The organism is Luteibacter sp. P4_E6, from assembly GCF_056401535.1.
Genome location: NZ_JBFUJE010000015.1, coordinates 1 through 20,419, shown reverse-complemented (window position 1 = coordinate 20,419; position 20,419 = coordinate 1). Strand labels below are relative to the sequence as shown.

Annotated in this window: 18 protein-coding genes; 13 read left to right on the top strand and 5 right to left on the bottom strand. The window is 64.0% G+C overall.

The window, feature by feature from the left end; all coding sequences use genetic code 11:
• Positions 1-97 precede the first annotated feature (97 nt).
• The 3 genes from AC1DT2_RS02375 to AC1DT2_RS02365 are packed head-to-tail and all read right to left on the bottom strand — an operon-like array spanning position 98 to position 2,980.
• On the bottom strand, positions 98-1,114 hold the full coding sequence (locus AC1DT2_RS02375; RefSeq protein ID WP_197478372.1) for a Gfo/Idh/MocA family oxidoreductase: 1,017 nt from the start codon (positions 1,112-1,114) through the stop codon (positions 98-100).
• A gap of 14 nt (positions 1,115-1,128) precedes the next feature.
• The gene (gene iolG, locus AC1DT2_RS02370) at positions 1,129-2,121 is read right to left on the bottom strand and encodes an inositol 2-dehydrogenase (RefSeq protein ID WP_477293983.1); all 993 of its coding nucleotides are present in this window, start codon (positions 2,119-2,121) and stop codon (positions 1,129-1,131) included.
• Positions 2,114-2,980: a MurR/RpiR family transcriptional regulator gene (locus AC1DT2_RS02365; protein WP_213949558.1), complete on the bottom strand. Its 867-nt coding sequence runs from the start codon at positions 2,978-2,980 to the stop codon at positions 2,114-2,116. Before AC1DT2_RS02365 ends, iolG begins: the two co-directional genes overlap by 8 nt.
• A 199-nt stretch (positions 2,981-3,179) precedes the next feature.
• Between AC1DT2_RS02365 and AC1DT2_RS02360 the strand changes: the two genes are divergently transcribed.
• The 9 genes from AC1DT2_RS02360 to AC1DT2_RS02320 all read left to right on the top strand — a co-directional run bounded on the left by AC1DT2_RS02360 (position 3,180) and on the right by AC1DT2_RS02320 (position 14,743).
• Entirely contained in the window at positions 3,180-4,223 is a 1,044-nt protein-coding gene (locus AC1DT2_RS02360; RefSeq protein WP_063573761.1) for a sugar ABC transporter substrate-binding protein, read from the top strand.
• A 22-nt stretch (positions 4,224-4,245) separates the two neighbouring features.
• Complete coding sequence (locus AC1DT2_RS02355; protein WP_063573762.1) at positions 4,246-5,379, top strand: ABC transporter permease; 1,134 nt, start codon at positions 4,246-4,248, stop codon at positions 5,377-5,379.
• An 11-nt stretch (positions 5,380-5,390) separates the two neighbouring features.
• Positions 5,391-6,179 (top strand): ATP-binding cassette domain-containing protein, encoded by a 789-nt coding sequence (locus tag AC1DT2_RS02350; RefSeq protein WP_477293980.1) that lies wholly within the window; start codon positions 5,391-5,393, stop codon positions 6,177-6,179.
• A 13-nt stretch (positions 6,180-6,192) separates the two neighbouring features.
• Positions 6,193-8,163 carry a bifunctional 5-dehydro-2-deoxygluconokinase/5-dehydro-2-deoxyphosphogluconate aldolase gene (locus AC1DT2_RS02345; RefSeq protein ID WP_213949556.1) on the top strand — a complete coding sequence of 657 codons (1,971 nt, stop codon included), beginning with the start codon at positions 6,193-6,195 and terminating at the stop codon, positions 8,161-8,163.
• Positions 8,160-10,043: a 3D-(3,5/4)-trihydroxycyclohexane-1,2-dione acylhydrolase (decyclizing) gene (gene iolD / locus AC1DT2_RS02340; RefSeq protein WP_477293978.1), complete on the top strand. Its 1,884-nt coding sequence runs from the start codon at positions 8,160-8,162 to the stop codon at positions 10,041-10,043. The genes AC1DT2_RS02345 and iolD overlap by 4 nt, the downstream gene beginning before the upstream one ends.
• Entirely contained in the window at positions 10,040-10,948 is a 909-nt protein-coding gene (gene iolE, locus AC1DT2_RS02335) for a myo-inosose-2 dehydratase (RefSeq protein ID WP_477293976.1), read from the top strand. Before iolD ends, iolE begins: the two co-directional genes overlap by 4 nt.
• On the top strand, positions 10,945-11,742 hold the full coding sequence (gene iolB, locus AC1DT2_RS02330) for a 5-deoxy-glucuronate isomerase (RefSeq protein WP_477293975.1): 798 nt from the start codon (positions 10,945-10,947) through the stop codon (positions 11,740-11,742). The genes iolE and iolB overlap by 4 nt, the downstream gene beginning before the upstream one ends.
• A 26-nt stretch (positions 11,743-11,768) precedes the next feature.
• The gene (locus AC1DT2_RS02325) at positions 11,769-13,292 is read left to right on the top strand and encodes a CoA-acylating methylmalonate-semialdehyde dehydrogenase (protein ID WP_477293973.1); all 1,524 of its coding nucleotides are present in this window, start codon (positions 11,769-11,771) and stop codon (positions 13,290-13,292) included.
• 116 nt (positions 13,293-13,408) lie between these two features.
• Positions 13,409-14,743: a carbohydrate porin gene (locus tag AC1DT2_RS02320; RefSeq protein ID WP_082879066.1), complete on the top strand. Its 1,335-nt coding sequence runs from the start codon at positions 13,409-13,411 to the stop codon at positions 14,741-14,743.
• A 602-nt stretch (positions 14,744-15,345) separates the two neighbouring features.
• On the opposite strand, the gene AC1DT2_RS02315 is transcribed toward AC1DT2_RS02320, so the two are convergent.
• A complete protein-coding gene (locus tag AC1DT2_RS02315) occupies positions 15,346-15,543 on the bottom strand; it encodes a CPXCG motif-containing cysteine-rich protein (RefSeq protein ID WP_063572002.1) in 198 nt (65 codons plus the stop codon).
• 95 nt (positions 15,544-15,638) lie between these two features.
• On the opposite strand from AC1DT2_RS02315, the gene AC1DT2_RS02310 reads away from it, so the two are divergent.
• The 4 genes from AC1DT2_RS02310 to msrB all read left to right on the top strand — a co-directional run bounded on the left by AC1DT2_RS02310 (position 15,639) and on the right by msrB (position 18,485).
• Positions 15,639-16,361, top strand: coding sequence for an HAD family hydrolase (locus AC1DT2_RS02310; protein WP_477293970.1), 723 nt, complete (start codon positions 15,639-15,641; stop codon positions 16,359-16,361).
• Positions 16,362-16,520: 159 nt separating this feature from the next.
• The gene (locus AC1DT2_RS02305) at positions 16,521-17,468 is read left to right on the top strand and encodes a YihY/virulence factor BrkB family protein (protein ID WP_477293968.1); all 948 of its coding nucleotides are present in this window, start codon (positions 16,521-16,523) and stop codon (positions 17,466-17,468) included.
• Entirely contained in the window at positions 17,465-17,809 is a 345-nt protein-coding gene (locus AC1DT2_RS02300; RefSeq protein ID WP_477293966.1) for a glycine zipper 2TM domain-containing protein, read from the top strand. Before AC1DT2_RS02305 ends, AC1DT2_RS02300 begins: the two co-directional genes overlap by 4 nt.
• 82 nt (positions 17,810-17,891) lie before the next feature.
• Positions 17,892-18,485, top strand: a complete 594-nt coding sequence (gene msrB / locus AC1DT2_RS02295) for a peptide-methionine (R)-S-oxide reductase MsrB (RefSeq protein ID WP_063572005.1) — start codon at positions 17,892-17,894, stop codon at positions 18,483-18,485.
• A 171-nt stretch (positions 18,486-18,656) separates the two neighbouring features.
• Here the strand turns inward: msrB and AC1DT2_RS02290 are convergent, their stop codons facing one another.
• Positions 18,657-20,174: an N-acetylmuramoyl-L-alanine amidase gene (locus AC1DT2_RS02290; protein ID WP_477293963.1), complete on the bottom strand. Its 1,518-nt coding sequence runs from the start codon at positions 20,172-20,174 to the stop codon at positions 18,657-18,659.
• Positions 20,175-20,419 lie beyond the last annotated feature (245 nt).

Here is a 20,419-nt window from a genome sequence, read left to right as displayed (position 1 = left end):
ATCGCCGATGAATCGGCTCCCACAGAGAGAGGGCGAAGGCCGAGGGAAGCCGTGACCCTGTGGGCGCCGATTCATCGGCGATGTTCTTCAACCCGCCTCAGTCCAACAAAACCGGCTGCCCGCTCTGCAACGACTCCCGYAACGCAATCGCAATCCGCGTCGCCTCGACCGCATCATCCATGGTCAGGTCGAACGGCGTGTCATCCAGCACCGCATCCACGAAATGCTTCGCCTGGGTCACGAACGCCGGTGCAAACCGCTCATAGAACGACGGCACGACCGTATTACGCACACCATTCGCATCGGCAATCTCGACACGGTCCGCACGGGGATTACGACCCACGCTCAAGCGGCCCGCCGTGCCCGTGATGTCGGTATGCGTGTCGTGCCCATGCGCCTGCGTCCGCGAGGCGTAGAACATCGCCATGCGGCCACCTTCGAACTCCACGATGGCGATGCCGTTGTCCACGTCACCCATCGCTTCCAGTGGCGGGTACATCGCCACCGTGCCCGCCGAATACACTTTCTTCGCCTTCGGACGGCCGAGCAACCAGCGCGCCAGATCCACGTCGTGCACGCTGCAATCGAGAAAAATGCCGCCGCTGGTCGGCGCGAACTTCAGGAACGCTCCGCTCGGATCGGCCAGATCGGTGGTCTGCGAATAGACCAGGAAGGGACGGCCGATACCACCCGCCTCGATGTGCTGGAATGCGTGCTGGTAGCTTTCGTCGAAACGACGGACGAATCCCACCATGGCGCGCTTACCCGCCTTCGCCGCGTGCGCGGCAGCACGCCGGCAATCCTCCAGCTCGAGCGACAAGGGCTTCTCGCAGAACACATGCTTGCCCGCGTCCAGTGCTTGCTCGATCTGTGAGGCATGCAACGAGGTTGGCGTGACCAGGAAGATCGCGTCGAGCGAGGGATCGGCGAGCATCTCCTCGTAGCCGTTATAGATGGTGGACACGCCAAGCGTGTCGCGTGCCCAGGCACGCTCACTCTCGACGGGACTGCATACCGCCGCCAGCTCCGCCCGCGGCACGGCGCGGGCGAGGTTTTCGGCGTAACGCTGGCCAAGCCGACCGAGGCCGGCCAGACCGATGCGAAGGGAAGTCATCTCGGATGCTCCCCTCAGATGTTCACGGCCACGGCCTGGCCTTCACGCCAGGAACGTGCGGCGGCTTCGGCCAGTTCCAGCGCCTTGATGCCGTCGGCGATCGTGGTCCGCACCGGCGTGCCTGCGGCAAGCGCGTCGAAGAAATGGGCGATTTCCGCGGCATATGCCTCGCGATAGCGCTCGAGGAAGAAATGCTCGGGGAGGTCATGGGCGATGTTCTTCACCGTGTGCGACACCACCTGGGTCGGCGACACATTGCCGGCCTGCAGCATGCCCTTGCTGCCGAGTACTTCGAAGCGCTGGTCGTAACCGTAAGCGGCGCGACGCGAGGTATTGATCTGGCAGAGCCGGCCCTTCTTCGTGCGGATGGTGACGGCAGTGGTATCGATGTCGCCCGCGGCTTCGATCGCCGGGTCGGTGAGGCAGCTGCCGGTGGCATGCACGCTGACGGCCTCGTCGTCGAGGATCCAGCGAAAGATGTCGAAATCGTGGATCAGCATGTCCTTGAAGATGCCGCCCGAGCTCTTGATGTAGCTGACCGGCGGTGCACCCGGATCGCGACTGGTCACGACGAGCAGCTCCGGCGTGCCGATCTCACCCTCTTCCAGGCGCTTCTTCAACGCGGAGAAGGTCGGATCGAAACGACGCTGGAACGCGATCATGCAGACCACGCCGGCTTTCTCGACGGCGGCCTGGCAGGAGCGCGCGCGCTCGACGTCCAGGTCGACCGGCTTCTCGCAGAAAATCGCCTTGCCCGCGGCGGCGGCGCGATGGATCAGGTCCGCATGCGTATCCGTGCTGGAGCCGATCACGACCGCGCCGACGGCGGGATCATTGAGGGCCTCGTCCACCGTGGCGACCTTTGCGCCATGCTTGTCCGCAAGTTCCTGCGCCGACGGCGCGTGCACGTCCACCACGTAGCGCAGGTGCGCTTCCGGGTGGCGGGCGACATTGCCCGCGTGAATCTTGCCGATGCGACCGGCACCGAAAACGGCAACTTCAATCATCGTATTCTCCTCGGGGAAGTGTTTCTTCAACTGTGAGTTCGAGCCGATAGGCCAGCGCAACGAACAGCGCCTGGCACAGGCACATGGTGCTGGTGAGGCCACGGAACGCGAACGCGCTCCCCTCCTTCACCTTGAGCAGAACGTCCGAGTGGCGCGCGAGTGGACCGAGATCGCTCTCGGTAATGGCGAGCACACTAGCCTTGTGTTGTTGCGCGACGCGCATCGCGTAAAGGGTTTCCTTGCCGAACGGCGGGAAACTGATCGCGATGAGCGCGTCGCCCTTGCCCATGCTGCGCAACTGCTCGCGGAACATGCCACCCAGGCCGCTGACCAGGTGCACGCGTTTCTGCGTGTGCTGCAGCGCATAGGCGATATAGGCGGCGATGGCGAATGAGCGGCGCACGCCCATCACGTAGATATTCTCCGCCGTGGCAAGCATGTCCACAGCCTTTTGGAACCGCGTTTCATCGAGTTCGTCGGCCAGTTCATCCAGGCCGGCACGGCTTGCATCGATGAAGCGCGAGGCGATTTCCACCGCCGGCATGGTCGAGGCGCGGTTCTTGATGACGCTGCGGATGCGCTGCTGGTAGCTGCGCGAGGGCGAGGCCTGCGCCGTGAATGCCTCGCGGAACACCGCCTGCATCTCGGTGAAGCCGGAATAGCCGAAGCGCTGGGCGAAGCGGACCACCGCCGACGCATGCACCCCGCAGCCTTCGGCAATCTCACCGACGCGCAAGACCATGATCGAACTGCGATGTTCCTCAAGGTACCGGGCCACCCCCTGCAACTGGCGCGGCAGGGCCTCGAACTCCTCGGCGATGCGCTGCATGAGGGCATCGGCTTCGCTGCGTTTGGCCATCGGGGCACTCCATGGGGACCGGCCGCATTGAAGCACGCGATAGAACATATTTTCCATTTATTTTTTTGCTGCAATGCAAATTGCAACACTGGAACAGCCGGTCCATGCTCGGTCCGCTCTCGGCAAAGAAGCGGCCTACACGGCCGCATCGCGTTCGACACCCGTCCGGCCGGTAGAACCGGTCTCCTGTGGAGGCACTATGCGATCCAAACTGATTCAAGCCACCCTGGCTGCAGCCCTTGCCCTCGGTCTCGGCCTCGCCGCCCCCGCCTCCCAGGCGGCCCCGGGCGACCGTTATGTCCTCGTGACCCACGCCGCCGACTCGGACTCCTGGTGGAACACCATCAAGAACTCCATCAAGCAGGCCGGCGAAGATTTCGGTGTCGACGTGGACTACCGCGGTTCCGGCAACGGCGACCTCAGCGAAATGGCCCGCCAGCTGGAATCGGCCGCCGCCCGTAACTACCAGGGTGTCGCCTTCGATATCGCCAGCTTCGCCGTGCTCAAGGCGCCCGCCGCCAAGGTCTCGGCCAAGGGCATTCCCATCGTCACGATCAACTCCGGCACGCCGGACGAGAGCAAGAAACTCGGCGCGATCCTGCACGTCGGCCAGGGTGAGTACGACGCCGGTAAAGCCGCCGGTGACCGCGCCAAGGCGGCCGGTGTCACCAGCTTCGTCTGCGTGAACCATTACGCGACCAACAACGCGTCATTCGAACGCTGCCAGGGTTTTGCCGATGCGATCGGCGTGAAGGACTGGCGCAAGACCTCGATGATCGACACCGGCATGGACCCGACCGTGGTCGCCAGCAAGGTCAGCGCCTACCTGCGCAGCAACCCGAAGACCCAGGCCATCCTGGCCCTTGGCCCGAATGCCGCCGAGCCGACCATCAAGGTGGTCAACGACATGCATCTGGTCGGCAAGATCAACTTCGGCACGTTCGACCTGTCGCCCGCGATCATCGCTGGCATCAAGTCCGGAACCATCCAGTACGCGATCGACCAACAGCCGTACCTGCAGGGCTACATGGGCATCGCCGCCCTGGTGATCGCGCATGACCAGAAAACCAACGATCCGGCAAAGATCATCGCCACCCTGAAGGCCAACCCGAAGTTCCAGGCCCGCCTGAAACAGTACGACCTGCACCCGGTCTATACCGCCACCGGCGTGAGCTCGGGTCCCGCGTTCGTCACCAAGGACAACGTGGCGACGGTTGAGAAGTACGCCGGCACGTACCGCTAAGCGATCGGAAGGACCAAGAACCATGAGTGCCATCAACGAGAGCGTTACGAACATGATTGAACCGAAATCCACGGACGAACGCGTACGCAAGCTGTCACCGTGGCGCATCCTGCTGGACCGCCCCGAACTGGGGTCCATTGCCGGCACGGTGCTGGTCTTCGCCTTCTTCGGCGTTTTCGCCGGCGGCTCGGGCATGTTCGCGCTCGATGGCATCATCAACTGGGCCCAGGTGGCCGGCTACCTCGGCATCATCGCCGTGGGCGCCTGCCTCCTCATGATTGCCGGTGAATTCGATCTGTCGATGGGTTCGATGATCGGATTCGCCGGTGTCATGGTGGCCATTCCACCCATGTATCTCGGCTGGCCGCTGTGGGCCGCGGTGATCTTCGCCTTCGTCGGCTCCATGGCGTTGGGCGCGCTCAACGGCTACCTCGTCGTACGCACGAAGCTGCCGTCGTTCATCGTCACGCTCGCTTTCATGTTCATCCTGCGTGGCCTCACGCTGGTGCTTTCCACCAGCTTCGCCAACAGCACCATCGTCAGCGGTATCGGTGACAAGTTCACCGACGACCCGGTCATCTCGGCGCTCTTCCAGGGCACCACGTTCCACTGGCTGTTCAATGGACTGGCCAGCATGAACCTGATCACCAAGCTGCCCAGCGGCGACCCAGTGGTCGGCGGCCTGCCCAAGGTGCTCGTGTGGTGGATCGTCATGGCCCTGGCTGCAGGTTTCGTGCTTGCCCGCACCCGTTTCGGCAACTGGATCTACACCGTCGGCGGCGATTCCAACGCCGCGAAGAATGTCGGTGTGCCGGTACGTCGCGTAAAGATTTCCCTGTTCGTGCTCACCGCCTTCTGTGCCTGCCTGTTCGGCGTGCTGCAGGTGGCCGACGTGGGCTCCGCCGCGGCCGATCGCGGCTTGCAGAAGGAATTCGAAGCAATCATCGCCGTGGTCATCGGCGGCACCCTGCTGACGGGTGGCTTCGGTTCGGTCATCGGCGCCTGCTTTGGCGCGCTGATCTTCGGCGTCGTGCAGATCGGCATCTCGTACACCAATATCGATTCCGACTGGTACCGCGTCTTCCTCGGCGGCATGTTGCTGCTGGCGGTGCTGTTCAATCATTACATCCGCAGCCGCGCTGCGGCGACGAAGTGAGGAGTGCCACCATGGCCGACGATTACATCCYCGAGCTCGACGACGTAAGCAAGTTCTTCGGTACCGTCATTGCCCTGCAGGGCGTCACGCTACGCCTCAAGCGCGGCGAGGTGCACTGCCTGCTCGGCGACAACGGTGCCGGCAAGTCCACCCTGATCAAGACCCTGGCCGGCGTGCATCAGCCGAGCTCGGGCTCGTATCGTGTCGATGGCGAGGAAGTGCGTTTCAACTCGCCGCGCGAAGCCCTCGACCGCGGTATCGCCACGGTCTACCAGGATCTGGCGCTCGTGCCCCTGATGAGCGTGGCGCGCAACTTCTTCGCCGGTCGCGAACCGCGGAAGAAGCTGTTCGGCGTCATCCCCGTCATCGACATGAACTACGCCAACGAAACCGCGCGCGACAAGCTGGCCGAGATGGGTATCCGCGTGCGCGACGCCAGCCAGCCCGTTGGCACGATGTCCGGTGGCGAGCGCCAGTGCCTGGCCATCGCGCGCGCCATTCATTTCGGCGCCAAGGTGCTCATTCTCGACGAGCCCACCGCCGCCCTCGGCGTGAAGCAGTCCTGCAACGTGCTCAAGCTCATCCATCAGGCACGCGCGCGTGGCATCTCGGTGATCTTCATCACGCATAACGTGCACCACGCTYATCCGATCGCCGACAGCTTCACGCTGCTCAACCGCGGCCAGTCCATGGGTACCTTCGCCAAGAAGGACATCACCAAGGAAGCCGTGCTCGACATGATGGCCGGCGGCACCGAGATCCAGAGCCTGGTCGACGAACTGGAAGGCCGCGCGGCCTGATTACGGAACCCTTATGCGAAGCCCCCTGCCCCGTTCCCCCTCCCGCCCCATCGACGTCGCCTGCCTCGGCCGGCTCGCCGTGGACCTCTACGCCCAACAGATCGGCGCCCGCCTCGAAGACGTCACCAGCTTCGCCAAGTACCTTGGCGGCTCCTCGGCCAACGTCGCCTTCGGAACGGCCCGACTGGGCATGCATTCGGCGATGCTCGCCCGCGTCGGCGACGACCACATGGGCCGCTTCCTCACCGAGACACTGGCCGCCGAAGGCAGTGATGTCAGCCAGATCCGGATCGACCATGAGCGCCTGACCGCGCTGGCCATCCTCGGCATCAAGGATCGTGAAACCTTCCCGTTGCTGTTCTATCGCGAGAACTGCGCGGACATGGCGCTGACCGCGGACGATATCGACGAAGCGTTCATCGCGACATGCCGGGCGCTCGCCATCACCGGTACGCACTTTTCCGAGCCGGGCGTCCATGCGGCCAGCTCGCGTGCGATCGAGCTGGCCCGCAAGCACGACGTGCGCACCGTGCTGGATATCGACTACCGCCCCGTGCTCTGGGGCCTGACCGGCCGCGGTGAAGGCGAACAGCGTTTCGTCGCCGCCGACCACGTCACCCGTCACCTGCAGGCTATTCTTCCCGGTTTCGATCTCATCGTCGGTACGGAGGAAGAGTTCCATATCGCCGGCGGTAGCGAAGACCTCATGGCCGCCCTGCGTGCCGTTCGCGGCATCACTGCGGCCACTCTGGTGGTCAAGCGTGGTGCCATCGGTTGCAGCGTCATTGAAGGCGTCATTCCCGCGAGCATCGACGATGCGCCAACGTATCGCGGCAGCCGTGTCGAGGTGCTCAACGTGCTCGGCGCCGGCGATGCCTTCCTGTCCGGCTTCCTCACCGGCTGGCTGAGTGGCGAGAGCATCGAGCGTGCCTGTGCCTTCGCCAATGCCTGCGGCGCCATCGTCGTATCTCGCCACGGTTGCGCGCCGGCCATGCCGAGCCGCGCCGAACTGGATGCCTTCCTCGCCCGTGAAGGCGGTATCCCGCGACCGGACCTGGATAAGGAGCTTTCCCATCTGCACCGCACCTCGGTGCCGCGCAAAACCTGGGACGATCTCTACGTCTTCGCCTTCGACCACCGCACGCCGTTCTTCGAACTGAGTCGTGATGTGGGCGGTCACGAGGCGAACATTCCGCGGCTGAAGGAACTGCTGGTCGAGGCCGTCGCCGCGACGGAGCGCGCCGGTCAGCTGCACGGGCACATCGGCCTGCTTGCCGACGACCGTTACGGCCAGGACGCGCTGAACTCCGCCAGTGGCCGTGGCTGGTGGATCGGTCGTCCGGTGGAAGTCCCCGGCTCCAACCCGCTCGAATTCGAACGCGGCCGCTCCATCGGCACGCAGCTGGTGAGCTGGCCGAAGGAACACGTCATCAAGTGCCTGGTCGCCTTCGATCCGGACGCCGACCCCATGCACCGCGTGGAGCAGGAGACCCAGCTGCTGGCCCTGTATGACGCAGCAAAGGTGAGCGGCCACGAACTGCTCCTCGAGGTCATTCCGCCGGGCTGCAAGGACGCCGCGCACCGCGACGACCAGGTGCTGCGCGCGATGAAGCGTATCTACAACCTCGGCATCCGGCCGGACTGGTGGAAACTCTGTCCGCCGCGTCGCGAGGCCTGGGGTGCGATCGATGCGCTCATCCACGAACGGGATCCCTACTGCCGTGGCGTGCTCCTGCTCGGCCTCAATGCGCCGGTGGAAGCGCTGGCAGCCGGCTTTACCGACGCCCTCGACAGCTCGACGGTGCGCGGCTTCGCCGTGGGCCGTACGCTCTTCATCGAGCCCGCTTCGGCCTGGCTGGCCGGCAAGATCGACGACGCGACCCTGGTCGCGCAGGCCCGCGCCGCGTTCGAACGCATGATTGCGCTGTGGCGCGACGGACGGCGCACGCCGGACCAGCGAATGAAGGAAGGCGCGGCCGCATGAGCGCAACCATCCGTCTTACTACCGCCCAGGCGCTGATCCGTTACCTGGCCGCCCTGCGCGGCCGCGACGCGGACTCCGATGAATCGGCGCCGTTGTTCGGYGGCGTCTTCGCCATCTTCGGCCACGGCAACGTGGCTGGCATCGGCGAAGCGCTGTACGAAGCCCGCGACAAGCTGCCGACCTACCGCGCCCATAACGAGCAGGCCATGGCGCATGCCGCCATCGCTTATGCGAAGACGAACATGCGTCGCCGCATGATGGCCGTGACCACCTCCATCGGTCCCGGTGCCACCAACCTCGTCACCGCGGCCGCGCTCGCCCACGTGAACCGTTTGCCGGTACTCCTGCTTCCAGGCGACATCTTCGTCTCCCGCGCGCCGGATCCGGTACTCCAGCAGCTCGAGGATTTCTCGGACGGCACGGTGTCGGTCAACGACACGCTGCGCCCGGTCTCGCGTTACTTCGATCGCATCGTCCGCCCGGAACAACTCCTCGTCGCCCTGCCCCGCGCGATCCGAGCACTGACCGATCCCGCCCTCTGCGGGCCGGTGACACTGGCCCTTCCGCAGGACGTGCAGGCCGAGGCCTGGGATTTTCCGATCTCGTTCTTCGAGCCACGCGAAATCGTCTTCCGCGCACCGCAACCGACCGACGACGAGTTGATGTACGCACTGGACGCGATCGAAGCCTCGGAGCGCCCGGTGATCATCGCCGGCGGTGGTGTCCTTTATGCGAAGGCCTCGCACGCGCTGCTCGACTTCGCCGACAAGCACGGCGTACCGGTGTGTGAGACCCAGGCCGGCAAGGGCGCCTTACCCTGGAACCATCCCCTGCACCTCGGGCCCGCCGGCGTGTCCGGGTCATCCTCAGCCAATGCCCTGCTTCGCGATGCCGACCTGATCATCGCGGTGGGCACGCGTCTCCAGGACTTCACCACGGGCTCGAACGCCCTGTTCTCGCACGTACCCATTCTCTCGGTGAACGTGAATGCGTTCGACGCACTGAAGGGCGAAGGCCTCGAAGTGATCGGCGATGCACGCCAGGTCCTCGACGACCTGAGCTTCGGTCTCGAAGACTGGGCCGCACCCGGTCCCTGGACCACGCGTTCGCGCGATGCCGCCAGCGAGTGGGTGCACGTGGTGTCGCGCATCACCGAACAACGCAGCGCACCGCCGGGCCGCCTGCCTTACGACGGCGAAGTGATCGGCGCGGTGCAGCGCTCGTCGTCGCAGTCGACGGTCAACGACATCGTGCTCTGCGCCGCCGGCACCCTGCCCGCCGAACTCGAGAAGCTGTGGCGCACGGAAACCCCGGGCGGCTATCACATGGAATACGGCTACTCGTGCATGGGTTACGAGATCGCCGGCGGCCTGGGCGCGAAGATGGCCGCGCCGGAGCGCGAAGTCATCGTCATGGTCGGTGACGGCAGCTATCTGATGATGAACTCGGAGATCGCCACCTCGGTGATGCTCGACGCCAAGCTCATCATCGTGCTGCTGGACAACCGCGGCTACGGCTGCATCAACCGTCTGCAACAGGCGACCGGAAGCGCGCCCTTCAACAACATGTTCGACGACTGCCTGCAAGGCGGCCACGGCATGCCGATGATCGACTTCGCGGCGCATGCCCGTTCGCTTGGCGCCATCGCCGAGCACGTGGCCGACATCGCCGGGCTCGAAGCGGCCATGGAGCGGGCACGCGACGCCGACCGTACCTATCTCATCAGCATCGATACCGACCACACGCGCACGACCGAAGAAGGCGGCGTATGGTGGGAAGTGGCGGTGCCGGAAGTTTCCACGCGGGAAGCCGTGCGCGACGCGCGCGCGGGCTATGAATCCGCCACCGTGGGCCGCAAGGCCAGGAACACGCCAGCATGAAGAATGATCCCATCCGCATCGGCATCAACCCGATCTCCTGGAGCAACGACGACCTCCCGTCGCTCGGTGGCGAGACACCGCTTTCCACGGCGCTCAGTGAAGGCAAGGCCATCGGTTACGAAGGCTTCGAACTCGGCAACAAGTTCCCGAAGGATCCCGCCGCGTTGCGCGACCTGATGGCCGGCTACGGGCTCGACGTCGTCTCCGGCTGGTATAGCGGCCGCGTCGCGGCGCGCCCGGCGAAGGACGAGATCGTCGCCGTGGAGACCCACCTTCGCCTGCTCGCCGAGAACGGCTGCAAGGTCATGGTCTACGGTGAGGTGGCCGATGCCATCCAGGGCGAACCGCATCCGCTCTACAAGCGTCCGCGTTTCCGTACGGCGGACGACTGGAAGCGTTACGGCGACAACCTCACCGAGTTCGCGGCGTTCACGCTCTCCCGTGGCGTGCGCCTGGCGTACCACCACCACATGGGTGCCTATGTGGAATCGCCCGACGATGTCGACCAGCTCATGGCCAACACCGGCGACGACGTGGGCCTTCTCTTCGACAGCGGCCACACGTACTTCGGCGGCGGCGATCCACTCACTGTCCTGAACAGGCATATCGACCGCATCTGCCATGTCCACTGCAAGGACGTACGCCCCGGCATCGTGCGCATGGCGCGCAACCGCCACTGGACCTTCCTCGAATCCGTGCTCAACGGTGCCTTTACCGTGCCGGGTGACGGCTGTATCGATTTCGCCGGCATCATCGACCGGCTGAAGACCCACGGCTACAAGGGTTGGCTGGTCGTCGAGGCCGAACAGGATCCTTCCGTCGCTCCCAGCTTCGAATTTGCCGAAAAAGGCTACAACACGCTGCGTTCGCTGCTCGATGGCGTGCCGGTGCGGGAGGTCGCATGAGCCTGCTGGTCAAGGCCGCCGCCAAGGGCGAGGCCATCGTTCGCGTCACACCGGAATCCGCCCACTGGAAGCACGTCGGGTTCGAGGCACGTCGTCTCGTTGCCGGCGAGACGACCGAGATCACCTTGCCCGCCGACCGTGAAGGCTGCCTGGTGATCCTTACCGGCACGGTCGACGTCATCGTCGGCGACCATGACTGGAAGGGCCTGGGTGGGCGCGAGAGCGTGTTCGAAGCCCGCTCAACCCACGCCATCTACGCGCCGCCGTCGTCGGTCTACAAGGTGACCGCGCAGTCCGATGCGGAGCTCGCCATCGCCTCGGCACCCGCCAGTGGACGCCTGGACGTCCGCCTGATCGAACCCGGCTCGATGAAACGCTCCGTGCGCGGCACCGGCGCCAACACGCGCTACGTGTGCGACGTGCTGCCGGAGACCGAGCAAGCCGAATCGCTGCTCGTGGTCGAAGTGCTGACGCCCGCCGGCCACTCCTCCAGCTATCCGCCACACAAACACGACACCGACGCCCTCCCCGACGAAAGCGTGCTCGAAGAGACCTACTACCACCGCATYGATCCGCCGCAGGGCTTCGCCTTCCAGCGTGTCTACACGGACGATCGCGACATCGACGAATCGATGGCCGTTGGCGACCACGACGTCGTGATGGTGCCGCGCGGCTACCACCCCGTGGTGATGCCGCACGGCTACCGCGGCTACTACCTCAATGTCATGGCTGGTCCCCGCCGCGAATGGCATTTCCGCAACGATCCCGCCCACGAATGGATGATCGCGCGCTGAGGCGCCGCGATCGGAGAAACCACCTCATGTCCGCCCAGCCCTCCCGCGACACCCTCCCCCGCATCGGTCACTTCATCGCCGGCAAGCCGTATGCCGGTACGCCCTCAGGCACCGCGCCGGTCTACGACCCGGCGCGCGGCGTCGTCGCTTCCGAGGTCGATCTCGCCTCCGTCGCCGATGTCGACCATGCCGTGCGCGCCGCGCATGCCGCGTTCCCCGCCTGGTCGCAGCTTCCTCCGCTCAAGCGTGCGCGCGTCATGTTCCGCCTCAAGGAACTGATCGAGCGCGACATGGACCGCCTCTCGCGCGTCATCGTCGCCGAGCACGGCAAGGTGCTGTCCGACGCGAAAGGTGAAATCGTGCGCGGCCTCGAAGTGGTCGAATACGCCTGCGGCATCCCCGAACTGCTCAAGGGCGAGTACACCGAGCAGATCGCCAATGGCATCGATGCCTGGACCATGCGCCAGGCCATCGGCGTCTGTGTCGGCATCACGCCGTTCAACTTCCCGGCGATGGTGCCCATGTGGATGTTCCCGATGGCGATCGCCTGCGGCAACACCTTCGTGCTCAAGCCCTCCGAGCGCGATCCCTCGCTCGCGGTGGAACTGGCCAAGCTGCTCAAGGAAGCCGGCCTTCCCGATGGCGTGTTCAACGTGGTCAACGGCGACAAGACCGCCGTGGATGCGCTGCTCGACCACGAACTGGTGCGCGCGGTGAGCTTCGTCGGCTCGACGCCGATCGCGGAATACATCTATGCCCGCGGCACCTCCCAGGGCAAGCGCGTGCAGGCACTCGGTGGCGCGAAGAACCACATGGTCATCATGCCGGATGCCGATCTGGACAAGACCGCCGATGCCCTGATCGGCGCGGGCTACGGCGCCGCCGGCGAGCGTTGCATGGCGATCTCGGTCGCGGTCGCCGTCGGTGAAGCGACCGCGGACGCATTGGTGGCCCGGCTCGCACCGCGCGTGAAAGCGTTGCGCATCGGCAACGGCATGGACGAAACCGTGGAGATGGGTCCGGTGGTCACCGGTATCCACAAGGACCGCATCACCGGCTACATCGACGACGGTGTCGCCTCGGGTGCCGAGCTCGTCGTGGATGGCCGTGGCTATCAGGTCGCCGGGTGCGAGCAGGGCTTCTTCGTCGGTGGCACGCTGTTCGACCRCGTCACACCGGCCATGCGTATTTACAAAGAAGAGATTTTCGGCCCGGTGCTTTGCGTGGTTCGTGTGCCTGATTTTGCCAGTGCATTGAAGCTGGTCGATGAACATGAATATGGTAATGGCACGGCGATCTTCACGCGCGACGGACAAATAGCGCGAGAATTTGCGCATCGTGTTCAGGTAGGCATGATTGGCGTGAACGTGCCCATCCCGGTTCCCATGGCATTCCATAGCTTTGGTGGATGGAAGAAGAGTCTCATGGGAGATCACCACGCGCACGGCCCTGAATCCGTGCGCTTTTACACAAAACAGAAGGCCGTTACACAGCGTTGGCTGAACCACGATGAAAGCGCTGGCGCGGAATTCGCGATGCCCACACATTAGTACGACAAAAACACTAGAATGCGGCGGTTGAATGCACGGGGAGTATTGTGCGTTGCAACTTAAATAATCAAAAGCCACAAACTAAAAAGCTTAAATTTTTTCAGGGAGAAGGGTAAATGCTCAATCATTTTTCTAAGCGTCCCCTCGCCGGTCTGATGCTCGCTTGCCTCGGTCTCGGCGCTACCGCCGCTCACGCAGACGACACGATGAAGTCCGACTTCAGCGACATGTCGACCAGCAAGTACCTCTTCGGTGATTGGGGCGGCACCCGCTCGCGTCTCGCCGATGAAGGCGTCACCTTCGATCTGGGCTACGGCTCGGAACTCGCGCACAACTACTCCGGTGGTGACCGCGAGATCACCCGCTACACTGACCAGTGGAAGCTCGGCACCTCATTCGATCTCCAGAAGCTCTGGGGTTGGAATGGTGCGAAGTTCACCATCGTCGTGACCGACCGTAACGGCCGCAACCTCGGCGCCGACGCAAACATCGGCAACAACCAGCTCATTCAGGAAGTCTACGGTCGTGGCCAGACCTGGCATCTGACGATCTTCGCTCTCGAGCAGAAGTTCCTGGACGATCGCCTGACCGTGAAGCTGGGTCGTCTGCCAGTGGGCGAAGACGTCAACCAGTTCTCGTGCGACTTCCAGAACCTGACGTTCTGCGGTGCCCAGCCGGGTAATATCGTGGGCGACTACTGGGTCAACTGGCCGACCAGCCAGTGGGCCGCGGTCGTGAAGTATGCGACGTCCGAAAACACCTGGGTGCAGATCGCCGGCTACCAGGTGAACCCGAAGTACGTCGACGACACGTACGCCGAAGAGAAGGGCCTCCTGCCGGCCTTCCCGAGCGGCACCACCGGCGCGCTGATTCCGCTGGAGTTCGGCTGGAAGCCGACCGTCAACGGTCTGCCGGGTTCGTACCGCGTCGGCGTCTGGTACAACACCTCGCACGGCAACGATCTCTACCTCGACGCCAACCACGAGCCGATCGCGCTCACCGGTGCACAGCCGCTGCAGCACGACGGTCGCAAGGGTGCGTGGATCACGTTCTCGCAGCAGGTCACGGGTACGGCTGGCGGTGAAGGCGCGACGGTGTTCCTGAACATCACGTCCGCCGACCACGCTACCTCGGCCACGAACAACCAGGTCGCGCTCGGCATGGAGTACAAGGGCCCGTTCGGTCGCCCGAACGACTTCATCGGCGCCGCCTTCGGTGGTTCGTACGCCAGTGGTTACGCCGCGAAGAACCAGCGCCTGATCAACGAGATCACGGGTTCGAACACGATCGTCAACCGTGGCTACGAGCGTGTGTCTGAAGTGTTCTACAGCTGGTCGCCGATTCCCTCGATCGCGATCCGCCCGAACCTCCAGTACATCCAGGATCCGGGTGGCAGCAGCCAGCGTAACAACGCTTTCGTTCTTGGTCTGAAGACCAGCGTCGCGTTCTAAAAAGAAGAAAAGCTCAGGCTTGTTTTGTCAGAGGCTCGGGGAAACCCGGGCCTCTTTTTTTTGGTTCATCGCGGAATCCCGGGGACGCCGAAGGCGGTGAGGCGCAGAGCCTTCGGCGTGTAGACGTGGCGGCGCAGAGCCTTCGGTGCGCAGGCGTAGCGGCGCAGAGYCTTCGGTGCCCACCCTCGCTGCTCAGACACGTCCTCCGCGTTTCGTACCGGAAAGGCCGCTGCGCGGCCGTGTACTTATTTGGCCTKCGGCCGCTCCACTTGTGCGGAACTCGCCTCGAGGGTGGGCACCGAAGACTCTTCCCATCCCTGAGGTTCGTGTGGGTCGAGCCGACGAACCAACGCCGCTTCGGCTGCTGGCTCCTTGCCATCGCCATCGCCATCGCCAAACGGTCGACCCCAGCGTGCCGAGATCATCCGTGCGAGTCAGCGCAGCGGCGAGGAAAACGCTCGCCGCGCCGTAAATGACGTATCAGCACGACCGCCGTACCGGCCAGCTTCGGCGGCAGCACCCACGCCCAACGGCTCTCCCTCCAGCTGACCGTATCGTCGTGAGAGACCTTGGTGTCCACCCTCGAGGCGAGTTCCGCACGATCACCCATCATTCTCGGCCGACGCGGTCAGGTCGAAACTCTCGTCCCCCTCATCCACCACCAGCCGCATCACGATCGGCCGGCAGCACACCTGGCAATCCTCGATATAGGTCTGGCTGCCGCCCGATGTATCGACAGCGACCTCGATGGTTTCGCCGCAGTACGGGCAAGCGATGTCGGTGAATTCATAGCCGGGCATGGTGTTTCTCGTMGCGCGCTTCGTAGGAGCCGATTCATCGGCGAATGGATGCTCGCGCTATCCTACCCCACCGCCAAACTCCGGATCTTGCACCCATGATCGACCTGGTCGGCTTCGACGGCGACGATACGCTCTGGCACAGCCAGGAGTTCTACGACCGTGCGCAGGACGAGTTCGAGGCCATCCTCGGACGTTATATCGACCTCGGCCGTGAGGGCCTTCGCGAGGCCCTGCTCGACACCGAACGCGGCAATATCAAGCTGTTCGGCTACGGTGCCAAGGGCATGACGCTGTCGATGATCGAATCGGCCATCGAGCTCACCGAAGGCCGTGTGGAGGCCCAGGACATCCATCGCATCGTGCGCCTGGGCAAGGACGTACTCGCTCACCCGGTCGAGCTGCTGCCGGGTATTCGTGAGGCGGTCGAAACCGTGGCCCGCGACCATCGCGTGGTCCTCATCACGAAGGGCGACCTCTTCCACCAGGAATACAAGGTAGCCCGCTGCGGCCTCGCCGACGTCTTCCACCGCATTGAGATCGTCTCGGAAAAAGACCCTGCCGCCTACGCACGGCTGTTCCGCGAGTTCGATGTCACTCCGRACCGTTTCGCCATGGTCGGCAACTCGCTGCGTTCGGACATCGCGCCGGTCGTCGAACTCGGCGGCTGGGGCGTTTACATGCCTTACCACAGCACCTGGTCGTATGAGACCGACACCGACTTCGCCATGAACGAGCGCGTGATCGAGGTGAAGGGCGCCGAGGGCATCCCGGGCGCCATCGCCCGAATGCACACCGCCCCCGACCCGCGCTCCTTGTAGGAGCCGATTCATCGGCGAACGGGTGCTCGCCACGACCGGGCCCGCTGCCGCGGGATCGCCGATGAATCGGCTCCCACACGAGCTCAGGTGCCACTCCACGCGATTTTCGCGTTGCCACCGCGAAGCTGGGCTTGCCAGCGAGAAAACGGAGACCGACGCGTGCATTCAAGGCTAAAACTCGGCTTGACCGTGGTCCGCACCACGGCGAAGGGCTTCAGCGACGACGAGCTCATGACCCGGGCGGCAGCCCTGGCCTTCTATTCCGCGCTGTCGTTCGCGCCCCTGCTGGTACTCCTGCTTTGGGTGGTGGCCTCACTCCGCCCGGAATGGCAGGCGCAGCTGATCGACAGCCTCAACGGGCTGGTCGGGGCGCGGGCCTCCGAGGCCGTGCGTCTGGTGATCGAGAATGCCAAGCAGAAGCCCAGTGTTGGCAGCATGGCCGGCGTGATCGGCCTGGGCGTGACCCTGGTCGGTGCCTCAGCCGTCTTCGCCCAGCTCCAGGGCGCCCTCAACCGCGTGTGGAGCCTGCAGCCGCGTCCGGGCAAGGCCAGCCACGCGATTCTCGGCTGGCTGCGCGCACGCCTTCATGCGCTGGGCCTCCTCCTCTCCCTGGCCTTCCTGCTGGTGATCTCATTTTCGGCCAGCGCCATGATCGCCGTCTTCGTGCGCGGCGGGACGACAGGCTGGAACGTGTTGGAGATGGTCATCTCCTTTGGCGTGTTCGTGCTGATCTTCGGCGCCATCTACAAGGTGCTGCCGGATGCGGTGATCGAATGGCGCGATGCCATGATCGGCGCCAGCCTGACCGCCGTGCTCTKCGCCATCGGCAAGTTCGCCATCGGCATCTATCTGGAACGCAGCAATGTGGGCGGCCCCTACGGTCCGGCCGGCGGCGTCGTGGTGCTGCTGGTCTGGGTCTATTACTCGGCGTTGATCCTGCTGCTCGGCGCGGAGCTGACCGAGGCCGTGGCGGAGGCCCGTGGCACGCCGATTAAACCGCGGCCATACGCGATGTCGACCAAATCGCCCGACCAGGCGCCTATTGACCCACCCGTCACGGTAGCGGCGGTATCCCTGAAGGCCACCGAGAAGGAGGACCTGCCATGAAGACCCATCTGCTCGCCGCTGCGGCATTCGCACTCGCCACCGGCGTTGCCGTGTCTGCCCCGCCGGCCCAGGCCCAGCACCGCAGTCAGCACCAGGAGTGCCGCGACGTCGAAACCAAGCAGATCAACTCCAGTGACGACCACCGGGTGGCCGGCACGGCCATCGGCGCCGTCGCGGGCGGCCTTCTGGGCAACCAGGTCGGCCACGGCAAGGGCAAGACCGTGGCCACCGTGGGTGGCGCCGTTGCGGGCGGCGTCGTAGGCAACCAGGTTCAGAAAGCCCACCAGAACAACAACGCGACCTATGAGACCCACCGCGAGTGCCACTGGGTGAACGATTGAGGCCGCTGTAAGCCTTAGGCAGRAACCCCGGTCTTAGTGGGAAGGGCGCGATCTCGCGCCCTTCCCTGCTTACGGAGGCTCCATGCGCAGCACCGACCCCGACCGCCGCCGCTTCCTGGGTGTCTTCGCCGCGACCGCGGTCGCGTCGATCTCCCTGCCCTTCATCCTGCGCGGCATGCGCCCCGCCATGGCTGCTGACGCGCCACGGCCCAAGGGCGGTAACGTGACGCTGGACGAGTTCGGCGCGAACAAGAAGCTGATCGACACCCGTTCCCTGCCCCGCGTCGTGATGACCGAGGAGCAATGGAAGGAGAAGCTCAGCACGCAGTCGTATTACGTCACCCGTGAAGCGGGCACCGAAGCGCCGTATAGCGGCGGCAAGGTCTACGAAAGCCACGCCAACGGGCTGTACCGCTGTATCTGTTGCGATACGGCCTTATACGACTCGGCGACGAAGTTCGAATCCGGCACAGGCTGGCCGAGCTTCTACCAGCCGATTTCGAAGCGGAACATCGCGCAGAACACCGACCGCAGTCTGATCGAGGAGCGCACCGAGGTGAAGTGCGCGCGTTGCGATGCGCATCTCGGGCATGTGTTCGACGACGGCCCGGATCCGACCGGGCTGCGCTACTGCATGAATGCGGTGGCGATGACGTTTGTCGCGTATGCGGCGTAGAGGCGGCTCGTTGTGGGAGCCGGCTATGCCGGCGATGGGTTGAGGCGACCTGGCATTCGCCGCTGAAGCGGCTCCCACATTCTTGACACAAGAAAAAGACCTCGCTTCGCAGCGAGGCCTCCCCGTCGTTCGTCACAAGCTAAGTCATGCACGTGAGCCACACAACTACGCTCATCGGCCGCAAGCAACTTTATAGACAGTGGGCTTCGCCACAACGCCATCTGCGTCTCTCGCTTCGACCGAAATCTCCGCAAGCGGCTTGCCAATATCATCGCGGGTACACAGGTACTGGACCCTGTGTTTTTCAACATCGGCCTGACTGAACAAGCTCGCCGACCTCGAATGGCAATTGCGTCCCGAGCAGTTCAAGGCCCGCGACGTTACGTGAATAGGAAAGGCTGGATTGCCCGCCAACTCGACCGGAAGGTGCACGTCATACCCAACGCGACCAAAGGCTTGCAGTACGGGCTTGACCGAGAAATCCTCGCAAGGTTTGCCTTCGCGGAACAAGCGGTAGCCCTTCGCAACGCCTCTCATGGCGAGACCCTGGAACTCGCTATTGCGAAGCAGAAGCGCATCCTCGGGATTCGTGTGGAAGCCGACCTCGACGATCACGGACGGCATCTTGGCGTGTTTGTTCTCGCCTTTGCCAACGAGAGGCATCGGCTTCGACGGGATGGGGTACGTGCTGAATTCATCCTTCGAATGAATCAGTTCCCGCATGCTGCAGAGGATATTGACGGCCAGCTTTCGATCCGGAGCGCGTTCCTGGATGACCGCTTGTGCACCGCGCGGTCTTGATGTGTCGTGTGCATTCGTATGAACGTGCAAGAAGGCGTCGGCGCCAAGGAAGTTGGCATAAAGGGGACGGCTTCGAAGATCCTCATCCCGTTCACGAAGCGCGTGGTCCGCTCCCTGGAAGGCATGCCATATTTCCGGATGATCCGGGAGCTTTTCTTCGAGCTGATATCTAGCCCCGAGTCGCCACCACGGCTGACCGCTTGGCCTGTGACTCAACACGTTGCCCTCCGGCCGAATGTTGTGCACTGTCACGCCGTCGCGCTGTAGTGCCGAGGCGAGCTGACCGGCCATGACGGGCGTTATGTCGTCTTCGAGAACTCCGTTGACTGTTTCACGGTGAGGGCGCCAGTCTTTGAAGCCGTGGTGATAGTAAAGACCGTGACCCGGCGAAATGGCGACAACGGGCGCTGTGGCACGCTGCGTCGGTCGGACGAGCGGGTCGTCATCAGGTTCGTCTTGCGCCGGCTCGGGAAACCAGTGAGTTGAAGGCTTTCCGCCGAAGAGAAATCTTATTCCCATCATCCCCTCGATCCGATCGTAGTGCTCCAGAATCGAGAAACGAATCGTATCGAGGAAGTCTTCCGTCTCGGATCGCTGAGCTCGTGGCCCGATCCTCTCATCCAGATCAATCACGACAACGTTGTTGTCGATGTCGAGGCTTACCAAAGCAGTAACCGGTAATGGGTCTTCGTAGTAGAAGAAGCCCTTATCGCCGACCGCTTTCACCGAGGCGTTCATCTGACTAACCAGGAGCGTCCGCTCTTCTGGCGACATCTCAGCCAGGGTAGCCGCACCCACGTCCATCGATACGCACGCCGTCACCAAGGCAAAGATCATCGTGCTGAGCCTGCGCCGCCTAAGCGCTCCTATGGCTTGCAAGAGGTTCATTCACGTCACCCGTAAGGCCGCGGATTGCGGCCCACTCATCGTCGCGGGAGGGTCCTTCGACGATCAGTCGCCGCGGCCCGCGCCGTGGTCGAGGATGTGTCCGTTCATTGCATGAGTGTCTGCTGACAGCAGTGTCAGAGTGGGCATGGTCGATGCGGGGGACGCGGTCGCGGGAGGGCGTCGCGTATGCGGCTTGGAAGCATTACGGCGAGCACCCATCGCCGATGAATCGGCTCCTACCAGGC